15 protein-coding genes are annotated in these 20,437 nt (G+C 33.6%); 4 read left to right on the forward strand and 11 right to left on the reverse strand.

Annotated elements, in window-relative coordinates:
* Positions 1-185: 185 nt before the first annotated feature.
* A complete protein-coding gene (locus FEM21_RS04785; protein WP_081824636.1) occupies positions 186-4,133 on the forward strand; it encodes a LamG-like jellyroll fold domain-containing protein in 3,948 nt (1,315 codons plus the stop codon).
* 80 nt (positions 4,134-4,213) lie between these two features.
* Here the strand turns inward: FEM21_RS04785 and FEM21_RS04790 are convergent, their stop codons facing one another.
* Both FEM21_RS04790 and miaE read right to left on the reverse strand, forming a co-directional pair.
* Positions 4,214-6,862, reverse strand: a complete 2,649-nt coding sequence (locus FEM21_RS04790) for an AsmA-like C-terminal region-containing protein (RefSeq protein ID WP_236353524.1) — start codon at positions 6,860-6,862, stop codon at positions 4,214-4,216.
* 129 nt (positions 6,863-6,991) lie between these two features.
* The gene (gene miaE / locus FEM21_RS04795; RefSeq protein ID WP_035658475.1) at positions 6,992-7,573 is read right to left on the reverse strand and encodes a tRNA-(ms[2]io[6]A)-hydroxylase; all 582 of its coding nucleotides are present in this window, start codon (positions 7,571-7,573) and stop codon (positions 6,992-6,994) included.
* Positions 7,574-7,678: 105 nt separating this feature from the next.
* Here miaE and FEM21_RS04800 point away from each other — a divergent pair, with 105 nt between their 5' ends.
* Positions 7,679-8,929 carry a glycosyltransferase gene (locus FEM21_RS04800; RefSeq protein WP_035658478.1) on the forward strand — a complete coding sequence of 417 codons (1,251 nt, stop codon included), beginning with the start codon at positions 7,679-7,681 and terminating at the stop codon, positions 8,927-8,929.
* 75 nt (positions 8,930-9,004) lie between these two features.
* Here the strand turns inward: FEM21_RS04800 and groL are convergent, their stop codons facing one another.
* The 9 genes from groL to miaB all read right to left on the reverse strand — a co-directional run bounded on the left by groL (position 9,005) and on the right by miaB (position 16,320).
* Positions 9,005-10,633 (reverse strand): chaperonin GroEL, encoded by a 1,629-nt coding sequence (groL, locus tag FEM21_RS04805; RefSeq protein ID WP_035658480.1) that lies wholly within the window; start codon positions 10,631-10,633, stop codon positions 9,005-9,007.
* A gap of 123 nt (positions 10,634-10,756) precedes the next feature.
* The gene (locus FEM21_RS04810) at positions 10,757-11,032 is read right to left on the reverse strand and encodes a co-chaperone GroES (protein WP_035658483.1); all 276 of its coding nucleotides are present in this window, start codon (positions 11,030-11,032) and stop codon (positions 10,757-10,759) included.
* A 143-nt stretch (positions 11,033-11,175) separates the two neighbouring features.
* Positions 11,176-11,517 (reverse strand): preprotein translocase subunit SecG, encoded by a 342-nt coding sequence (secG, locus tag FEM21_RS04815; protein ID WP_035658485.1) that lies wholly within the window; start codon positions 11,515-11,517, stop codon positions 11,176-11,178.
* A 3-nt stretch (positions 11,518-11,520) separates the two neighbouring features.
* Positions 11,521-12,363 (reverse strand): tetratricopeptide repeat protein, encoded by an 843-nt coding sequence (locus tag FEM21_RS04820; protein ID WP_035658488.1) that lies wholly within the window; start codon positions 12,361-12,363, stop codon positions 11,521-11,523.
* 52 nt (positions 12,364-12,415) lie between these two features.
* The gene (gene lptE / locus FEM21_RS04825) at positions 12,416-12,919 is read right to left on the reverse strand and encodes an LptE family protein (protein WP_081824637.1); all 504 of its coding nucleotides are present in this window, start codon (positions 12,917-12,919) and stop codon (positions 12,416-12,418) included.
* Between the two features lie 141 nt (positions 12,920-13,060).
* On the reverse strand, positions 13,061-14,317 hold the full coding sequence (locus FEM21_RS04830) for a sigma-54 interaction domain-containing protein (protein ID WP_035658490.1): 1,257 nt from the start codon (positions 14,315-14,317) through the stop codon (positions 13,061-13,063).
* Between the two features lie 94 nt (positions 14,318-14,411).
* The gene (locus FEM21_RS16765) at positions 14,412-14,603 is read right to left on the reverse strand and encodes a GxxExxY protein (RefSeq protein ID WP_316930340.1); all 192 of its coding nucleotides are present in this window, start codon (positions 14,601-14,603) and stop codon (positions 14,412-14,414) included.
* Positions 14,549-14,785, reverse strand: coding sequence for a GxxExxY protein (locus FEM21_RS16770; protein WP_316930339.1), 237 nt, complete (start codon positions 14,783-14,785; stop codon positions 14,549-14,551). Before FEM21_RS16770 ends, FEM21_RS16765 begins: the two co-directional genes overlap by 55 nt.
* 89 nt (positions 14,786-14,874) lie before the next feature.
* Entirely contained in the window at positions 14,875-16,320 is a 1,446-nt protein-coding gene (gene miaB, locus FEM21_RS04840) for a tRNA (N6-isopentenyl adenosine(37)-C2)-methylthiotransferase MiaB (RefSeq protein WP_035658492.1), read from the reverse strand.
* A 301-nt stretch (positions 16,321-16,621) separates the two neighbouring features.
* On the opposite strand from miaB, the gene topA reads away from it, so the two are divergent.
* Complete coding sequence (gene topA, locus FEM21_RS04845) at positions 16,622-19,138, forward strand: type I DNA topoisomerase (RefSeq protein ID WP_035658494.1); 2,517 nt, start codon at positions 16,622-16,624, stop codon at positions 19,136-19,138.
* Between the two features lie 56 nt (positions 19,139-19,194).
* Entirely contained in the window at positions 19,195-20,343 is a 1,149-nt protein-coding gene (locus FEM21_RS04850; protein WP_035658718.1) for a formimidoylglutamase, read from the forward strand.
* The last annotated feature ends 94 nt before the right edge of the window (positions 20,344-20,437 follow it).

The following is a 20,437-nucleotide window of genomic DNA, read 5'->3' on the forward strand; positions in this document are numbered from 1 at the left end:
CTCTGAGTACAACACAAAAAAACTCCAACTAGTTATAGTTGGAGTTTTTTGGTTTATAGCTACTGATTGATTCATTTCGTTTTAGAAATGTTTTTAAATTAAAAAAAAATCGGAACAGGACAGGACAGGATGCTAATGAAATGTTAAATAATTAGATTTGAGTAACCAACCTTAATCTTTTATTTATGAAATTTAAAACTTTACTTTTTAAGCAAGTTCCAAAAGCTTTAATGCTTTGTGGTCTTGCGTTAGGTTCAGGGGATTTAACTTCCCAGACTTTAGCCTTTCCCGAAGCACAGGGCTTCGGTAGATTTACAACGGGAGCCAGAGGTGCTGCCAATCCTAAAATTTATTTAGTAACCAATTTAAATGATAGTGGACCAGGATCATTTCGAGATGCTGTTAGCCAAGAAGGACGCTTTGTCATTTTTAAAGTTGGAGGAATTGTCAACTTACAATCGCAAATTGTTGTTTCTAAAAATACAACTATAGCTGGACAGACTGCACCTGGAGAGGGAATTGTGTTTCTAGGGCCAAGAGTTACTTTTACAGGAGCTAGTAATACAATAGCTAGATATTTACGTATACGTTATGGAGGTACTTCTCAAAATCAGGATGCATCTGGTTTAGCTAATGGAGCTAATATGATATTTGATCATATGACTTTTAGTTGGGGGACAGATGAAGTTTTTTCAATTAACTGGGATAATAAGGGTACGAGTCCTGATAATATAACCATACAGAATTCTATTATGGGGCAAGGCTTACATCGTCATAATCACTCTGCTGGTGGTTTGATTCAGCCTTCTGCAGGTGGAAAGATTAGTTTAATTGGTAATTTATATATCTGTAACAAGACCCGTAACAATAAAATAAAGGGGATTAACGAGTTTGTAAATAACGTTGTTTATAATTGGGGTAATTACGGAAATACTTATGGACACACTGAATCTGGAGATGCCTACATTATGGGAGGAGATTCAGCAGGTAGTTCAGATGTGAATATTATTAATAATTATTTTATTGGTGGACCAAATACAAGTAATTCAATCAGTACCCCTTTTAATAGAGGAAATGCTAATTTTAATGTGTATGGTTCTGGAAATTATTTCGATAATAATAAAAACGGACTATTAGATGGAGCTTTAGTTCCTCAGGATTTGACAGGATATCCAACAGGAGATGCATCAACAATTTTGTCTACTCCTTATGATTATCCAATGAAAAATACTCCTTTGTCAGCTCAGGCAGCTTATGATAAGATAGTATCAAGTGTAGGAGCTTCGTATCCTAGAAGAGATCAGGTAGATAATTTAATGGTATCTGATTTAATGTCTAAAGGAACGACAGCTACTTATGTTTATGTACAATCTGATTTAACAAAACAGTTTGGTTTTATTAATGGAGGAGCAGGTCATGTTTATAACGCGCCATCACCTTTAGATACTGATAATGATGGTATGCCTGATATTTGGGAAGAGAATAATGGATTAGACAAAAATAATCCGAACGATGCTCTTGCATTCAGTACTACTTCTCCAGAATATTTAAATATTGAGGTTTATATAAACGGATTGATTAACACTACTCCACCTGAATTTATTATTCCTCCAACTACTATTACTTTTAATGCAACTTCGGTTGAGTTACCAACTCCCTCAAGTAAAGTTATTATAAACTGGAAAGATAATTCAACTAACGAAACTAATTTTGTAATTGAGCGTTCATTAGATGGTAACACATTTACAGAAATTGCACAGGTTTCAGCAAATACAGTTTCTTATACCGATACTAATTTAGTTCCTAATACAAAGTATTTTTATCGAATTAAAGCTATTACAACTACCGAATCTTCAACTTATAGTGACTTAAGTTCAATTACTACACCAGCAATTCCTTCAGCTCCTACAAAAACACTAAATCCTAGTCCAACAAATGGATTTAATTTTAGTGAATTAGCAAATGGAAGTCTTTTATTGAAATGGACCGGAGGTAACACAACTACAACTTATAGTGTTTACATTGGAACTAATCCGTCTCAATTAACAAAAGTAGCCGATGTGAATTATGTGGCTAGTCCTTCTTATTTGGCAACTAATTTGGCAATAAATACTAAATATTATTGGAGAGTTGATGCAACAAATTTAAAAGGAACAACTACTGGAGATACTTGGGATTTTAGAACAATTTCTGATTTTCCTGTTGGTCTGGTTGGACATTGGCCATTTAAAGAAGCAGCAGGAGATGGAGATGAGATTAGTGATTTATCAACTTATGATAATAGTGGAAAATTAGAATCTGATTTTGATAACAGTAATGTCAGAATAACTGGAAAAGCTAATAATGCACTTAATTTTGCGACATCTAATAGCAATAATTATATGGCAAGTATTCCTAATCAGGATCAAATTTATTTAAATAACAATTCGTTTACGATTTCATTTTGGATGAATGCGGCTTCTAATTTGCTTCCTACCGGATCAACAAGTTCAGTGTATTTATTGTGTAAAGGTTCGTTTACAAAGAATACAACTACAGGTGCAACAGGTAAACGCTACAATCTGGAATTTAAAAGTGGAGAACTACGTTTTGCAATAGATGATGATGTTACTAAAAAAGAAGTTAAAGCTACTGGATCTAAATTTTATACAGGAAACTGGGAACATGTAGTTTTGATGAGAGATGTAACTGCACATAAATTACGTGTATATTTAAACGGAGTACTTCAGAGTGAACTTGACGAAACTGGAGTAGGAGGAATTGCTGAGCCAACAGATTTAGTGATTGGAAATATCGGTGAACTGGAATTAGCAGTGGGAACAGCTCCTGCTCCTTACAAAGGAAAATTAGATGAATTAAAAATATTCAATTATGCATTATCAGCTTCAGAAATTACGGCTATATACAATACAACAGTTATTAATGCACCTTCAGAAGTAACTTTTCAAGCTAATTTAACGCCTCTTCCTAATCCTTCAAGTTCAGTAATACTTAATTGGAAAGATAATTCTAATAATGAAGCTAATTTTGTTATCGAACGGTCAATAGATAGTATTTCATTTGTAAAAATAAAGGAAGTCGAAGCTAATGCAGTGACTTACACAGATAGTAATTTAACTTCTAATACAAAATACTATTACCGATTAAAAGCAACTAATAAAACAGATTCTTCAGCATATTCAGAAATATTTAATGTAACTACTCTAATTGACAATGATAATGACGGTTATTCTAGTATTGATGATTGTAATGATAATGATCCTAATGTTCATGAGCCAATTTTATATTATGTAGATGCCGATGGGGATGGATTTGGATCGAACGTAGCAGTAATGTTATGTTCAGCTGTTGCTCCTGAAGGATATGCTACAAATAATACTGATTGCGATGATAGTAAAATATTATATGCAGATAATGATGATGATGGATTGGGCAGTGGTGAACCTGTACCTTGTGGTGTAGAAAATAATGACGACTGTGATGATTCAAATCCTATCGCATTGACCGCTTCAATTCCTGATGTGTATGCTATTAATAACGCACATGAAAAAAACACCATCTATGTTGGTTATGGAACTTCTTCGCTATCAATCAAAGCGATTGCTGCTGGAGGTACAGCACCTTATTCTTATGCGTGGAGTACAAATCAAACGACTCAGACTATAGCTATAGCAACTGCAGGAAGCTATACTGTAATTATAACTGATGCCAAAGGTTGTCAAACTACTTCTTCAATAGAAGTTAATGCAATAAATGTGCAGTGTGGTAATTCAGGTGATAAAGTTATGGTTTGTCATAATAATACCGAGATTTGTATAAGTAAAAATGCAGTTCAGGCTCATTTGAATCATGGTGATAAACTGGGAAGTTGTGAGAGTACTTCTGCTATAGGCATTTTCGAAAATGTTACTGTTTTTCCTAATCCGGTTGAAACAACTCTAAATGTGAAAGTAAATACTGTTTTTGATGGTGCTCAACTTTCGCTATATAATATTTTAGCTAGAAAAGTCAAATCAGAACCTTTAACAAGTACGATGCAACAAATGTCTCTGAATGATTTAAACAAAGGGGTTTACTTTTTGCATGTCAAGAATGGCAAATATTACACAATAAAAGCTATTGTGAAGAAATAGTATTTTAAAATAAAAGCTATAACAAAATAGCCATCTCGTAATTGAGATGGCTATTTTTTTGTTATTTGGAAAAGAGGAAATTATTGAATGCTATCCTTTGTTTCTTCTAAATCTTCGGTTTTTCGACCAATTTTTATTTTTGGATTATCTTTATTTCCGGTAATTATTAACGGTATTCCAAGGATTCCCAAAGGAGGTAACCCTAATCTCATTTTAAGGTTTAATCTTCCGTCCAGACTCGTTGTTCCTTCAATTCGGGGACGGAATCCGGCAAACTTAAATTTGAATCTTTCTATAGTAATTATATTGTTTTTAATAGACGATTTGATATCAACCTTATTAAGTTCAGGATTTTTAATACTTTCTTTAGATGTTTTTTTAGCAACAGTACTAAACATTTTCATGCCGTACATTTTTACATTTTTTATAGAAACTATTCCGTTTCCTGTAAGTGATGGAAAAACAGGTTCCATATTAGCATTCAACCTTCCTTTTAAATTATAATCTAGCGAAATTATTCCTTGTGCTTTTTCAGCGGCACTAGCCATTTCTCTAAATAATTTTACTTCGTTATAAGCACGTTTAATGTCAAACTCATTCGCTTTAATATGGTAATCAAATCGGGCATTTTTAGTATTGACACTTTTGTACGTAGCATTCATAGCGACATTACAACCTATTAAATCAAAACCTGTATTTTGCATACTAAGTAAACCGTTTTTCATTTTTAGACTTCCTTTTGCATTTTTAAGTTCAAGTTCATTAAAGTCCACTTTTTGAGCATTGGCTGTAAAATGTAAATCTAAATTAGAAGGAATAACAATCACTCCTGTTTCAGAAGTTGTCGTCGTTGTAGTTTCTTTTTTTGTTGTTTCAGACATGAATTCGTCTGCATTGATGTATTTTGAGTTTAAAGCAAAAGAACCGTGTAAAACGCCGTTTTTAGAAGCCATAAAATTGAATACATTTTGCAAATAACCATTCAGTTTAAAATCAGATTTTCCATAAGAAGCTAAGAATGTATTGAAACGCATCTTATCGTTATTGAATTTAAAAATTCCTTGTTTGATAAGAAATGATTTCGGTAAATATTCAGAAGCTAATTTTATGTTTCTAATTTCAAGTGTTCCGCTGTTTTTTAGTTTCGAATAATATCCTTTTTCGGCATCACTTTGTTTTCCTTTTAAAGCTAAATCAGCTTTAATGAAACCATTTACATCAAGACTTTTTTGAGAAAAAACCTGGTAAATTTTACCAATATCCAAAGTTCCTTTGGCAGTAATATCATAAATAAGATTGTCAAAATTACTAAGATTGGCTTTTACAAAAACCGGATTTCCTTCAAAAGTAAATTGAGCGGGTTGCAAGACTACTTTTAAATCTTCAAAAGTTCCTTTTGGATTCGAAATTGTCGATACGATTCCGATATCAGTTATTGGATTTGGATAGTATTTTGTTTTTAAATAGCCATTTGTCAGGTTAATAACGGCATTGGTCACTGGGAAAGTTCCGTTTTTTTTGTCATATTTTCCTTTTGCAGTTCCGTCAGCTACCAGCATTCCTTTTAGTTCAATATCCGGAATTCCTATGGCACGATTTAGTTTTTCTAAATCAATTTTGGCGTTAAGCATAGCATTCACATCAATAGTTGAAGTTCCTGTGCTGTATAACTTTGCTTTTAAAGTTTCTTCACCAAGATTGAGTGATAAGTTTCTTAAATCTACAATTAAAGAATCTGGATTTAATGAAGGCAATTGTGTGTCAAAATCAATATTCAAATTGCTAATAGTGGCAGGACTTTGATTGTAATTAACGCTTCCGTTTTTTACTTTGAAATCCAACTCAAGTTTTGGTGCTATATTTTTTGAAGCAATATAATCTCCTTTTAAAGATAAATTTAAATCAGTTTTTCCGGATAATTTAGTTTTGTCCAGCCAGGTAATAAATTTTGGAGGAAAAGCGGTAAAGAAATCATGTAAATCACTATTAGTGGTTTTCAGGATAAAATCCATTTTGTAACCTTCTTTTAGGAAGTCAAATTTTCCTTTAAAATCAACAATTAGGTTGTTTATTTTCAAATCATTTTCCTGAAAAATAAATGAAAGTGAGTTGACATTTACTTTGGTAATCAAATCAGCATTTACTTTTTTGTTCATTAAGTAAGGCTCATTGTCATACAAAAGATTCAATTTTTCTATTTGCGCTTTAGAAGATAAATCAAAAATAGCTTTGCTTAAATCACCTTTTCCTAAATAGTTAAAACCAAAAATATCAAAATGAAGTTTGGTCGATAAATCATCATAGACAATTTTAGTATTGTCAATTTCTATTTTTTCTAGTTTTAACGAACTGTCTTCTTCATTCTTTTCAGTAGTTTTTGTTTTATCCGCTTTGTAAACATTGTAATTAGCTAATCCTTCTTTGCTTACTTTTACATTAATATCAGCGTTAGAAAGAAAAATTTTGTCTATGTTGACTGATTTTCCAAAGATTAAACTAGGAACATCAATACCAAAAGCAACTTCCTTAGCTGTGATTAAACTTTCGTTTTGATAAGGTGCAGAACCATTTAGTTTGAAATTTTCTAAACTTACAGTCAAAGAAGGAAAATGGTGGAAAAAAGAAATGTTTGATTCAGAATAATCCAGTTTAGCATTTAATTTTTGATTGGCTACTTTTTTTATTTCTGCATTGATTTTGTCGGCAAAAATATAAGGAGCCGCAAACATAAAAATCAATAATGTTAGTAGTGTGATCCCTATATATTTTATTATTTTAAAAATCAGAACTTTTTTTTGAGACATGATAATAATAGTTATTTGGCAAATAAGATTAGGAATGAATTACGGAATAAATTATTATCCATGAACAGTTTCATTCTTTCCGTAGTTAGTAATTATCGAAGTTTCATATTCAATCCATGCTGCCCATCGTTTATCAACATCTACATTGTCGGCATATTTTCGGGCAAAACCTAAAAATGTAGTGTAATGACCTGCTTCGCTAATCATTAAATCACGGTAAAATTTAGCCAGTTCAGGATCTTTTATGTTTTCTGAAAGGACTTTAAAACGCTCACAACTTCTGGCTTCAATCATTGCCGAAAAAAGCAAACGTTCGCACAAAGCATCGTTCCGACTTCCGTCTTTTTTCATGAATTTGAACAATTCGTTAACATAGCTGTCTTTGCGTTCACGACCAAAAGTAAGTCCACGTTCTTTAATAAGATCATGAACCATTTTAAAATGCTCTAATTCTTCCTGGGCAATCAGTATTAATTCGTTTACTAATTCTTCTTTTTCTGAATTTTGAGTAATCAAACTTATAGCATTCGAAGCCGCTTTTTGCTCACACCAGGCGTGGTCTGTCAGGATTTCTTCGATATTAGATTCTACGATATTGACCCATCTTGGATCTGTGGCTAATTTTAATCCTAACATGATTTTGTGTTTTAAGTTACAAAATTAAGTTTTTTGCTTTGTATTCTATTATATTTTCGACCTTTGCTGCTATTTTACCGTTAGTTTACTTCATTTATTAGTTCAATGAATCAGAAAAAATTATTAATTATTGGTTTTGTATGGCCTGAGCCCAATTCTTCGGCGGCAGGAGGTAGGATGATGCAATTAATTTCGTTGTTTCAAAAGCAGGGATTTCAGGTTATTTTTGCCAGTCCGGCGCAGGATAGTGATTTTATGGTTGATTTGAGTGAGTTTGATGTACAAAAAGAATCCATTGAATTGAATAATTCCAGTTTTGATAGTTTTATAAAAGAATTAAATCCAGCGGTGGTTTTATTTGATCGATTTATGATCGAAGAGCAATTTGGCTGGCGTGTTTCTGAAAATTGTCCGGATGCTTTACGGATTTTAGATACTGAAGATTTACATTGTTTGCGATTAGCAAGACAAAAAGCATTTAAAGAAAAGCGTGAATTTAAGGTTTTAGATTTATTAGCTGAAGAAGTTGCTAAACGTGAAATAGCAAGTATTTTGCGTTGTGATTTGTCGTTGATGATTTCTGAATATGAAATCGAATTATTAACTACAATTTTTAAAATTGATGCTGGGTTATTGTATTATTTACCACTTTTATTAAAAAGAGAAGCGATTCCTGAATTAGATAAATTACATTCTTTTGAAGAGCGAAAAGATTTTGTATTTATTGGTAATTTTCTTCATGAGCCTAACTGGAACGCAGTTCAGTATTTGAAAGAAACAATTTGGCCAATTATAAAAAAGCAATTTCCCGAAGCTGTTTTGAATATTTACGGAGCTTATCCTTCTCAAAAAGTCACGCAATTACATAATGTAAAAGAAGGTTTCCTGATTCAGGGTCGGGCAGAAAATGCTAATGAAGTTGTCGAAAAAGCCCGTGTGGTTTTAGCTCCGCTTCGTTTTGGAGCAGGAATAAAAGGAAAGTTACTGGAAGCAATGCAATGCGGAACGCCAAGTGTTACCACTTCTATCGGTAATGAGTCGATGCAAGGTAATTTACAGTGGAATGGTTTTGTTGCTGATCATCCAGATACTTTTGTTGAACAGGCAATTCAATTGTATAAGGAAAAAGAAATTTGGCTTCAGGCTCAAAATAATGGTGTTGAAATAATTAAAAACCGCTATTTAAAAAGTTTGTTCGAAGTTGATTTTTCGAAACAAATCCAATTTTTACTTTCGAATTTCAAACAGCATCGTTTGAATAATTTTATGGGTGAGTTGCTGCAGCATCATACTTTAAAAAGTACAAAATATATGTCCCGCTGGATAGAAGAGAAAAATAAAAGATCCGTCTCGTAATTCAACAAGACGGATTTTTTTAGTTTTATACCAGTTTTTGGTATTTGGAATTTTTATATTGTAATTCTAAAAATATTACATCATTCCTGGCATTCCACCACCCATTGGGTTTCCGCCACCATTTTCTTCTTTGATGTCGATTAATGCACATTCAGTAGTTAAAATCATTCCTGAAACTGATGCTGCATTTTCTAAAGCTACACGAGTTACTTTTTTAGGATCAATAATACCTGCTTTTAGCATATCAACATATTCATTTGTTTTAGCGTTATATCCAAAATCAGCTGAACCTTCAGCCACTTTTGCTACCACTACAGAACCTTCAAGACCTGCATTTTCAACAATAGTTCTTAATGGAGCTTCAATAGCACGAGAAACAATCTGGATTCCGGTAGCTTCATCAGCATTTTCAGCTTTAAGTTCAGCTAAAGAAGTTTTAGCTCTTAACAAAGCTACACCACCTCCGGCAACAATTCCTTCTTCAACAGCAGCGCGAGTTGCGTGTAAAGCATCGTCAACACGGTCTTTTTTCTCTTTCATTTCTACTTCAGAAGCAGCACCAACATAAAGTACAGCAACACCACCAGCTAATTTAGCTAAACGCTCCTGTAATTTTTCTTTGTCATAATCAGAAGTTGTAACTTCCATTTGACCTTTAATTTGGTTCACACGGTTTTTAATCATTTCCGCTTCACCAGCACCGCTTACAACAGTAGTATTGTCTTTATCAATTGCTACTCTTTTAGCAGTTCCTAACATTTCGATAGTCGTATTTTCAAGAGTATATCCTCTTTCTTCAGAAATTACTGTTCCACCAGTTAAGATAGCGATATCTTCAAGCATTGCTTTTCTTCTGTCTCCAAAACCAGGCGCTTTTACAGCAGCAATTTTAAGAGCACCACGTAATTTGTTTACCACTAATGTAGAAAGTGCTTCACCATCAACATCTTCAGCAATAATTAATAATGGTTTTCCTGATTGAGCAACTGGTTCAAGAACCGGTAATAATTCTTTTAAAGAAGAAACTTTTTTGTCGTATAATAAAATGTAAGGAGAATCTAATTCTACTTCCATTTTTTCAGAATTGGTAACAAAATATGGAGAAAGGTATCCTCTGTCAAATTGCATTCCTTCAACAACGTCAACAAAAGTATCAGTACCTTTAGCTTCTTCAACAGTAATTACTCCTTCTTTACCCACTTTTGCGAAAGCAGTAGCAATTAATTCACCAATAACTTCGTCATTATTTGCAGAAATAGAAGCAATTTGTTTGATTTTATCTGAATCACTTCCTACCACCTGAGATTGTTTTGCAAGGTCAGTAACAATAGCTTCAACCGCTTTGTCAATTCCTCGTTTTAAATCCATTGGGTTAGCTCCGGCAGCAACGTTTTTTAAACCTTCTTTTACGATAGCTTGTGCTAAAACAGTTGCAGTTGTAGTTCCGTCTCCTGCTAAATCATTAGTTTTAGAAGCTACTTCTTTAACCATTTGAGCTCCCATATTTTCTAATGGGTCTTTTAATTCAATTTCTTTTGCAACAGAAACACCGTCTTTAGTAACAGTTGGTCCACCAAAAGTTTTTCCAATGATTACATTACGACCTTTAGGTCCTAAAGTTACTTTTACTGCATTTGCTAATGCGTCAACACCACGTTTTAATCCGTCACGTGCTTCGATATCAAATTTTATGTCTTTTGCCATTTTTCTTGTTTATTTTTCCTCACCCCAGCCCTCTCCAAAGGAGAGGGAGCCGAGATAGTTTTTATTTGTAAATATTTTTATTTATTTCAATCTCCTCCCCTTCGGGGAGGTTGGGAGGGGATTTTAGATGATTGCTAGTATATCATCTTCACGCATAATCAAATAATCTGTTCCTTCTAGTTTTAATTCAGTTCCAGCATATTTACCATAAAGTACAGTATCGCCTACTTTTACAGTCATGTCATGATCTTTCGATCCATTTCCTACTGCTACAACAGTTCCTTTTTGTGGTTTTTCCTTAGCAGTATCCGGAATGAAAATTCCTGAAGCAGTTTTAGTTTCGGCTGCAGCTGGTTCAATAAGAACTCTATCTGAAAGAGGTTTAATGTTTAATGCCATGTTTTTATATTTTAAATTATGATTTTTATTGTTGCTATTTTGTTTTCAGAAATTATGCCACACGAAAAATGCTGACATTTTTTCTTATGAAAAATGCCAGCTTTTGACAGGCTGGCATTTTTAATCTATCAGATAGATAGATATTATTTTGCAGGAGCTGGAGTTGCAGGCGCAGCTGGCTGATTAGTAGCCGCTGGAGTTGCAGGAGCTGCAGCTTCAGTATTGTCAATGATTTTAGAATCGTTATCGCTTAAAGATCCAGTGAAGCTTAAACTTGAAAGTAAAATTAAAGCGATTAAAGCGATAGCTAAAGTCCAGGTACTTTTGTCTAAAAAGTCAGTTGTTTTTTGTACTCCACCTAAATGAGTTGATCCTCCTAATGAAGATGATAAACCACCACCTTTAGGGTTTTGAACCATAATTACTACAATCAGTAGGAAACAAACTATTGTTATTAAAACTAAAAAAATTGAAAATGTGCTCATTACTTAATTATTATTGTTTTGTTGTAAAATCTTAATATCCGATATGCGGTCTGCAAAGAAACTACTTTTTTCTGGATATTTCAAAATTAATATTTCATATGCCTGAATCGCTTTTTGATATTTTTTTTGTTCTAAATATACCTTGGCCAAAGTTTCAGTCATCAATGAGCTGGTGTCTTCTTTATTGATGTCTATTGTTATGGATGTAGTTCCGGGTTTTATTGGGGAAATCTTCGGGTTGTTTTCAATAAACCTGTTGATTATAGATTCTTTTTTCTTTTTAAGTTCCTCTTCTTGGTTTGCGTTTTTCGAATTCGAATTAGCTTCAGATGTTCTGTCAATAGGCTGAATTCTGGAAAGTTGAAGCCATTCCTGAAAAGAATGTGTTTCGTTTTTAGAAAATTCTAAAGGTTTGCCTAATTCTAATTTTTCTTCAGCAGTATTTATTGTTGATGAAGTTTCAGTTTCATTATCCTGATTAATTTCTGATAATGAAAAATCTTCAATTATTTCTACAGCTTTTTCCTGAATAACTTCGATGCTGTCAACTACATTAATTGATAATAGTTCGTTAGCTTTCTTTTCGAATAATGCTTTTTGGATAGCATTAAATTCTTCTGAACTGATAAAATCAAATAAAATAGCTCTGTCGGTAGTATGCGCCGCCGTAACTTTTAATGCCGAATTGTACTTAAAACTATTTTCATTGTAAAGTCCTTTTAGCCGTAAGGCTCTTGCACTTTGAAAATAAGGAAACTCATCCAATACCTTATCTAAAGCAAGTGTTTGCTTTTCGGTAATTGTATTGGGTTTGTTAATTAAATAAGTATAATCGGTTACGTTCATAAGGTTTGTTTGGTTATTTGGTTATTTGATTGTCGAATAACCGAATCAACATTTACCATTTGGCTAATGATTCATTAAAAATATCCTGCGTAATTCTTTCAAAAATTTCATCCAGCGCAGTAGTTAAAACAGCACCTTGCAATTGTGCAGCCGCAGGGAAATCATAATAGAATTCAAATGTTTTTTCAAAATCATCAGATTCTTTTTTTCTATTCATAAAACGCACATTCACTCGTATTTTTAATCGGTTTTGAGAAGCCTGTTGATCGGCAGTAGCAGTCATTGGACTAACACGATAATCCACAATTTCGCCTTCGTAGGTTAAATCGGCACCACTGTTTACCAAGTTTAAATTGGTTTGATTCATTAACAAATCCTGTAATGCCAGAGTAAAAGTTCTATCAATTCCAGGCTCAACTAAATCAGCATTATTTTGAAAGAAATTAACCTGAAAGGTTTTAGCATCAATTTTTCCTGTTCCGGTAAAGTTATAAATTCCGCAACCACTCAACATAAAAAGAGTGATTAGTGCAAAAAGTGAATATATTTTTTTCATGAAAATATGTAATAAATTCCAATTTTTAAACTCCAAATTCCAATATTCGAAATTCAAAAACTCTGTCAAAGATAGTGAATTTGGACTCGAGCGTTAGCGAACTGGCGGAGCAATTTAGGATTTTAATATTGGTTTTTCTTTTTAAAGATCGAATTGTTTGATTTTTCGGTACAGTGTTCTTTCCGAAATTCCTAATTCGTCAGCAGCAGCTTTTCTTTTTCCTTTGTTTTTTTCTAATGATTTTTTAATCATTTCGATTTCTTTTTGCTCTAGACGTAATATTTCTTCTTCTTCGATGGTTTCGGCAAAAAGGTAATTGTCTTCTGAATTATTGTAATTTTCGTTATGATTTGGATTCATCACAGCAGTAACCGGCTGCTCTTCAAATTCAATTTCGCTGTCTTCTTCTTTAGAACCGTATATTTTCTGAATTAAATTTGGATTAATATCCTGAGCTTTGGCTGCGCCGCTTTTCATTAGTTCCAAAGTCAGTTTTTTTAAATCATTCAAATCACTTTTCATGTCGAAAAGTACTTTGTATAGAATGTCTCTTTCGGTACTAAAATCGCTTTCGGCTTTGTTGCTATTAATTACTGATGGTAAATTATTACCTTCTGTAGGTGGTAAATAAGTTTGCAAAGTCGCTCCCGAAATATCCCGATTAGTTTCTAAAACCGAAATTTGTTCAGCAACGTTTCTAAGCTGACGAATGTTTCCGCTCCATCGGTATTTTTGCAATAATTGTACTGCATTGTCATCCAGTTTTAAAGGCGGCATTTTGTATTTATGTGCAAAATCGGCAGCAAATTTTCGAAATAATAAATGGATATCATCTTTTCGATCTCGCAATGGAGGTAAATTAATATCTACTGTACTCAAACGATAATATAAATCCTCACGGAATTTCCCTTTTTCGATAGCGCTAAACAAATTGACATTCGTAGCGGCCACAATTCGGACATCTGTTTTTTGAACCTGCGATGAACCTACTTTTAAAAATTCGCCATTTTCAAGAATACGCAACAAGCGTACCTGAGTAGTTAGCGGTAGTTCGCCCACTTCGTCAAGGAAAATTGTTCCACCATTAGCTACTTCGAAATAGCCTTCACGAGTGCTTGTGGCACCTGTAAAAGCGCCTTTTTCGTGACCAAAAAGTTCACTGTCAATAGTTCCTTCAGGAATAGCACCACAGTTTACAGCGATATATTTACCGTGTTTTCTGTGTGATAATGAATGAATTATTCGGGGAATATTTTCTTTACCTACACCGCTTTCTCCAGTTACTAAAACCGAAATATCAGTAGGAGCAACCTGAATGGCTTTTTCTATCGCACGATTGAGCTTTGGGTCGTTCCCAATAATCTCAAATCGTTGTTTTATGTTTTGAACTGATTCCATATTTTTTTCTTTAACCACGAATTACACAAATTCATTTTATGAATTTATTATGATTTGTTTTTTAGCCACAGATTAAAAAGATTTTCACAGATTTTTATAAAGAGTATCTTTTATACTGTAAAGATTTTGTTTGAAAATTTACTAATAATCCAATTTCTGATTTAGCTAGTTTTAAATAGTTTAGAATTTGAGCAATATGCTCATTAGAGAATTCTTTTATAGCTTTAATTTCTAAAATAATATCTTCGTTAACAACAAAATCAACATAAAATTTATGAGGTAAGATTTTACCTTTGTATTCAACTGAAAATTCTTTTTCTCTCTCTCAAATTGTATATTATTTTCTTTAAATTCAATTTCCAGAGCATCTTTGTAAACTACTTCTAATAATCCAGGACCGAGATTTCGATGAACTTCCATGCAAATTCCTATAATTTTGTATGTTTCTTCTTCTCTGTAACCTTCCATGTGTATTTGTTTTTTCTTTGTCGCAGATTTTTAGGATTAATAAGGATTTTAAGAATCTGTGAAAATCTTTTTAATCTGTGGCAAAACTTTTAATTCATTTCAGAATACCCTATCGCTTCGCCTTTTAGGGTTCCGCTGGTGCAACTTGTAATTTTTACATTTACAAAATCACCTATTTTATAATTTTCTTTTGGGAAAACTACGGTGATACTTTGAGAATTTCTACCTGAGAATTCGTCTTTTGATTTTTTAGAAACCTTTTCGATTAATACTTCTACCGTTTTTCCTATAAATTCTTCAGAACGGAACCAGGCGTGTTTTTGCTGTAAATCGACAATTTCCTGTAATCTTCTTGCTTTGTCTTCATCGGTTACATCGTCTTGCATTTTTCTTCCTGCCAATGTTCCCGGGCGTTCAGAATACGAATACATATAACCAAAATTATATTTTACATACTCCATTAAACTCAAAGTATCCTGATGGTCTTGCTCAGTTTCTGTTGGGAAACCGGCAATCATATCTTGTGAAATAGCTGCATCTGGAATAATAGTTCTTATTTTATCAATAAGAGTCATGTATTCTTCACGAGAATGCAAACGATTCATTTCTTTCAGAATTCGGTTACTTCCTGATTGTACAGGCAAGTGAATGTGCTTACAAATGTTTTGGTGTTTCGCAATTACATGCAAAATACTTTCGTGCATATCCTGTGGATTAGAAGTCGAAAAACGAATACGCATTTTAGGAAATCCAACAGCGACCATTTCTAATAATTGATCAAAATCTACCGCAGTGGCTTTTTGCATTTCGCTGGCGTTTACGAAATCTTTTTTTAGTCCGCCGCCATACCATAAATAGCTATCAACATTTTGTCCTAAAAGTGTAATTTCTTTATATCCATTATCCCATAAATTCTGAATTTCAGACATGATACTTTGTGGTTCACGACTACGCTCCCGACCACGGGTAAAAGGAACTACACAAAAAGTGCACATATTATCACAACCACGAGTGATGGAAACCAAAGCTGTAATTCCGTTACTCATTAATCTCACGGGTGAAATATCACCATAAGTTTCTTCTTTTGATAAAATTACATTGATAGCGTCACGACCTTCTTCAACTTCGGCTAATAAATTTGGTAAATCTTTATAAGCATCAGGTCCAACTACTAAATCAACTATTTTTTCTTCTTCCAGAAACTGACTTTTTAAACGTTCAGCCATGCAGCCTAAAACGCCCACTTTCATTTTCGGATTCGTACGTTTTACGGCATTGTATTTTTCTAAACGTTTACGAATAGTTTGTTCGGCCTTATCACGAATAGAACAGGTGTTTACCAAAACCAAATCGGCTTCTTCTAAAACGGAAGTGGTGTTGTATCCTCCATCAGATAAAATGGAAGCTACCACTTCACTGTCTGAAAAATTCATCGCACAGCCATAACTTTCAATAAAGAGTTTTTTAGTATTCTCAGGTTTGTTTTCTAGTACAAGACTTTCGCCTTGTTTGCTCTCTTCAATAATCTTTTCCATTCAAGTTGTTTCAAAGTACAAAGATAGCAGAAATGAAATGGATATGACAAGATGTCAGCTAAAGAATTAACAAAATTTAAGACATTTAAGTTTAAGTCAAAAAAGTAGAGATAACTATTTTATAATTGAGATTAAATTTTGAATACAAAATGTAGCTGTTTTATAATGTGTTTTTGGTGTTTTATTCAAAACAATCATACCTATATAATGTATCTGGCAAAATGTTATTTCTTTCAAAAAAAAAATCTAAAGTCTTTGTATTTAAAAAAATCTTCTACTTTTGTCTGAGAAAAATAAAGTAATGGCAAAGAATTTAGTAATAGTTGAGTCACCTGCAAAGGCAAAAACGATCGAGAAATTTCTAGGAAATGATTTTCAAGTAGAGTCAAGTTATGGGCATATTGCCGACTTACCTTCAAAGGAAATAGGAGTAGATGTAGAACATGGATTTAAACCTAAATATGAAGTTTCTCCTGATAAAAAAGCCTTGGTTACTAAATTAAAATCTTTGTCTAAAAATGCCGAAACGGTTTGGTTGGCTTCCGATGAGGACCGCGAGGGGGAGGCTATTTCATGGCACTTGGCGGAAGAATTAAAGTTAGATAAAAAGAAAACAAAACGAATTGTTTTTCACGAAATTACAAAGAATGCTATCTTAAAAGCAATCGATAATCCGCGTGAAATTGATTATAATTTAGTGAATGCACAACAAGCGCGTCGTGTGTTAGACCGTTTGGTGGGTTATGAATTGTCGCCTGTACTTTGGAGAAAAATTAAAGGCGGACTTTCGGCCGGTCGTGTTCAATCGGTTTCTGTGCGTTTGATTGTAGAGCGCGAGCGTGAAATTCAGAATTTTAATGCTGTCGCTTCTTATTCTGTTGTGGCCGAATTTACTAATGAATCAGGAAAATCGTTTAAAGCAAAACTGCCTAAAAATTTCAATACTAAAAAAGAAGCCGAAGATTTTTTAAGTAAAAACATCGGTTCTACATACAAAGTTGCTGACTTAGAAACAAAGCCAACAAAAAAATCACCAACAGCGCCATTTACCACTTCGACCTTACAACAGGAAGCTGCTCGTAAATTGTATTTGCCTGTTGGAATCACCATGCAATTAGCACAGCGTTTGTACGAGGCGGGATTGATTACTTATATGAGAACTGACTCGGTAAATCTTTCTAAAGAAGCGATGGAAGCTGCGGAAGCGGAGATTATCAAATCTTACGGAAAAGAATTTTCTAATCCTCGAACTTTTGCTAATAAAAGCAAAGGAGCTCAGGAAGCGCACGAAGCGATTCGTCCAACGGATATGTCACGTCACACCGTAAATATCGATAGAGATCAGGCACGTTTGTACGATTTGATTTGGAAACGAACTTTGGCTTCGCAAATGAGTGATGCTAAATTAGAACGTACCAATGTTAAAATAGAAGCGAATAATCATAGCGAATTATTTACTGCTTCCGGAGAAGTATTGCTTTTTGAAGGTTTCTTAAAAGTGTACTTAGAAGGACATGATGATGACGAAGAAGAACAGGAAGGAATGTTGCCTGCCTTGAAAGTAAATGAGAAATTACAAAACAATTTTATTACAGCTACTGAGCGTTATTCGCGTCCGGCAGCAAGATATACTGAGGCTTCTTTGGTTAAAAAATTAGAAGAATTAGGAATTGGTCGTCCGTCAACTTATGCACCAACAATTTCTACAATTATCAATAGAAATTATGTTGAGAAAGGAAATTTAGAAGGTCAGGAACGTAATTATACACAGCTTACTTTGCAATCTGGTAAAGTAGGAGAGAAGTTGTTGAAAGAAAATACCGGGTCGGATAAAGGAAAATTAGTGCCAACTGATATTGGAACAATTGTTACTGATTTCCTAGTGAAGAATTTCGGGAATATTTTAGATTATAATTTTACAGCCAAAGTAGAACAGGATTTTGATGAAATTGCCGAAGGGAATATCGAATGGGCAAAAATGATGCAGGAGTTTTACGATCAGTTTCATCCAACAGTAAAAGATGTTGAAGCTAATGCCGATAGAGAAAGCGGCGAACGAATTCTAGGGACAGATCCGGCAACAGGAAAACCGGTTTCTGTTCGTTTAGGTAAATTTGGTCCAATGGCTCAAATTGGCGATGCCGAAGATGAGGATAAGAAGTTTGCCAGTTTAATGAAAGAGCAAAACATTGGTAATATTACTTTGGAAGAGGCATTAAATTTATTCTTGTTGCCTAAAAATCTGGGTACTTATAAAGGTGAAGAAGTAGAAGTAAATAATGGTCGTTTTGGTCCTTATGTACGTCACGGAAGTGTTTTTATTTCGTTGCCAAGAGGCGAAAATCCATTGGATGTTTCTGTAGAAAGAGCACAGGAATTAATCGAAGAAAAAGCAAAGGCTGATGCGCCAATTGCTACTTACAAAGGAGAAGCTGTTCAAAAAGGAACAGGGCGTTTTGGTCCGTTTATTAAATGGGACGGAATTTTCATAAATGTGAGTAAAAAATACGATTTTGATAATTTATCTCAGGCTGATATTGAGGCTTTGATTGAAGATAAATTACAAAAAAATATCGATAAGGTAATTCATAACTGGGAAGAAGAAGGAATTGTTGTTGAAAAAGCCAGATGGGGACGTTCGGTAATTTTGAAAGGAAAAATCAAAATTGAATTGAGTAAAGATGTGGATGCGGCTAAAATGACTTTGGCTGAAGTTCAGGAATTAATTGCTCAAAAAACTCCTGCTAAAAAAGCACCAGCGAAGAAAGTGGCTGCCAAAAAAACAGCTGCAAAAAAGACTACTGCAAAAAAGAAATAATACTACTATTTTCCTCGTATTCTTAGGAAATAAAATGTGAAGAATAAAATATTATGATAGGATTTGATTTTCTGGAGCCAATAGATGAATCGCTTTTAAGGATGCTAAAATCACTAAGTTCTCAGCAACTGGGAAGTAAAGTGGTATTTCACACTAAAGAGGATTTTCCGGATTTAGATAAAGTAAGCATTGCTCTGGTAGGTGTTTTGGAAAATCGAGGAAATGATGTCGTAGAAGATTCAGGTGATTTATCTGCTTTTAGGCAGGAATTGTACAGTATGTTTCCAGGAAACTGGGCTACTACAATTGCTGATTTAGGTGATATCTTGCCAGGAAATTCTAAGGAGGATACCTATTTTGCAGTACGTAAAGTAGTTTCTGATTTAATAAAAAAGAAAATAATCCCCATAATTATTGGAGGTTCTCAGGATTTAACATACAGCATGTATCGTGCTTATGATGAATTAGAGCAAATGGTGAATTTGGTTGCTATTGACAGTAAATTCGACTTTGGAAAAGAGGAAGAAGAGATGTCGAGCAATTCTTATTTGTCAAAAATGATTATTGATGAACCTAATAATCTTTTTAATTTTTGCAATATTGGTTACCAAACTTACTATAATTCTCAGGAAGAAATAGATTTAATCGAAAAACTGTTTTTTGATGCCTATCGCCTTGGGGAAGTTTCTAATAATATCGCTATTGCTGAACCTGTTTTTAGAGATGCTGATTTTGTTAGTTTAGACTTGAATTCGGTAAAATCAGCTGATTCCGGAAATTTTGTTTCTTTTGCTCCCAATGGTTTTAACGGAAAAGAAATTTGTGCTCTGGCAAGATATGCGGGAATTAGTGATAAGGTTTCGATGTTTGGAATATTTAATCATCATAGTTCCCGTCAGGAATCTATTTTGATGACTCAGATTATCTGGTATTTTATTGAAGGTTATCATTATCGTTCTAAGGAATATCCTTTTGGAAGCAGGGAGAATTATATAAAATATAGTGTGCCAATTGATGAGGAAATGCTGGTTTTTTACAAAAGTGATAAAACAGATCGCTGGTGGATAGAAATTCCTTTTTCAAACGGGAATAATAAATTAAAACGAAATACGTTATTACCTTGTTCATACGAAGAGTATTTGGCTGCCTGTAATCAGGAATTGCCTGAAAGATGGTGGAAAGCACAAAGGAAAAATGTGCTTTAAAGCTGTGTTTGTTAGTAGTTAATAGTTCGTTTTAATTAATTTTATTTGGAATTTGTGTAGTTGTTAAATTGCGATTCGTCGATAAAATATGTTT

It is taken from the genome of Flavobacterium seoulense, assembly GCF_000695795.1.
Classification (GTDB): domain Bacteria; phylum Bacteroidota; class Bacteroidia; order Flavobacteriales; family Flavobacteriaceae; genus Flavobacterium; species Flavobacterium seoulense.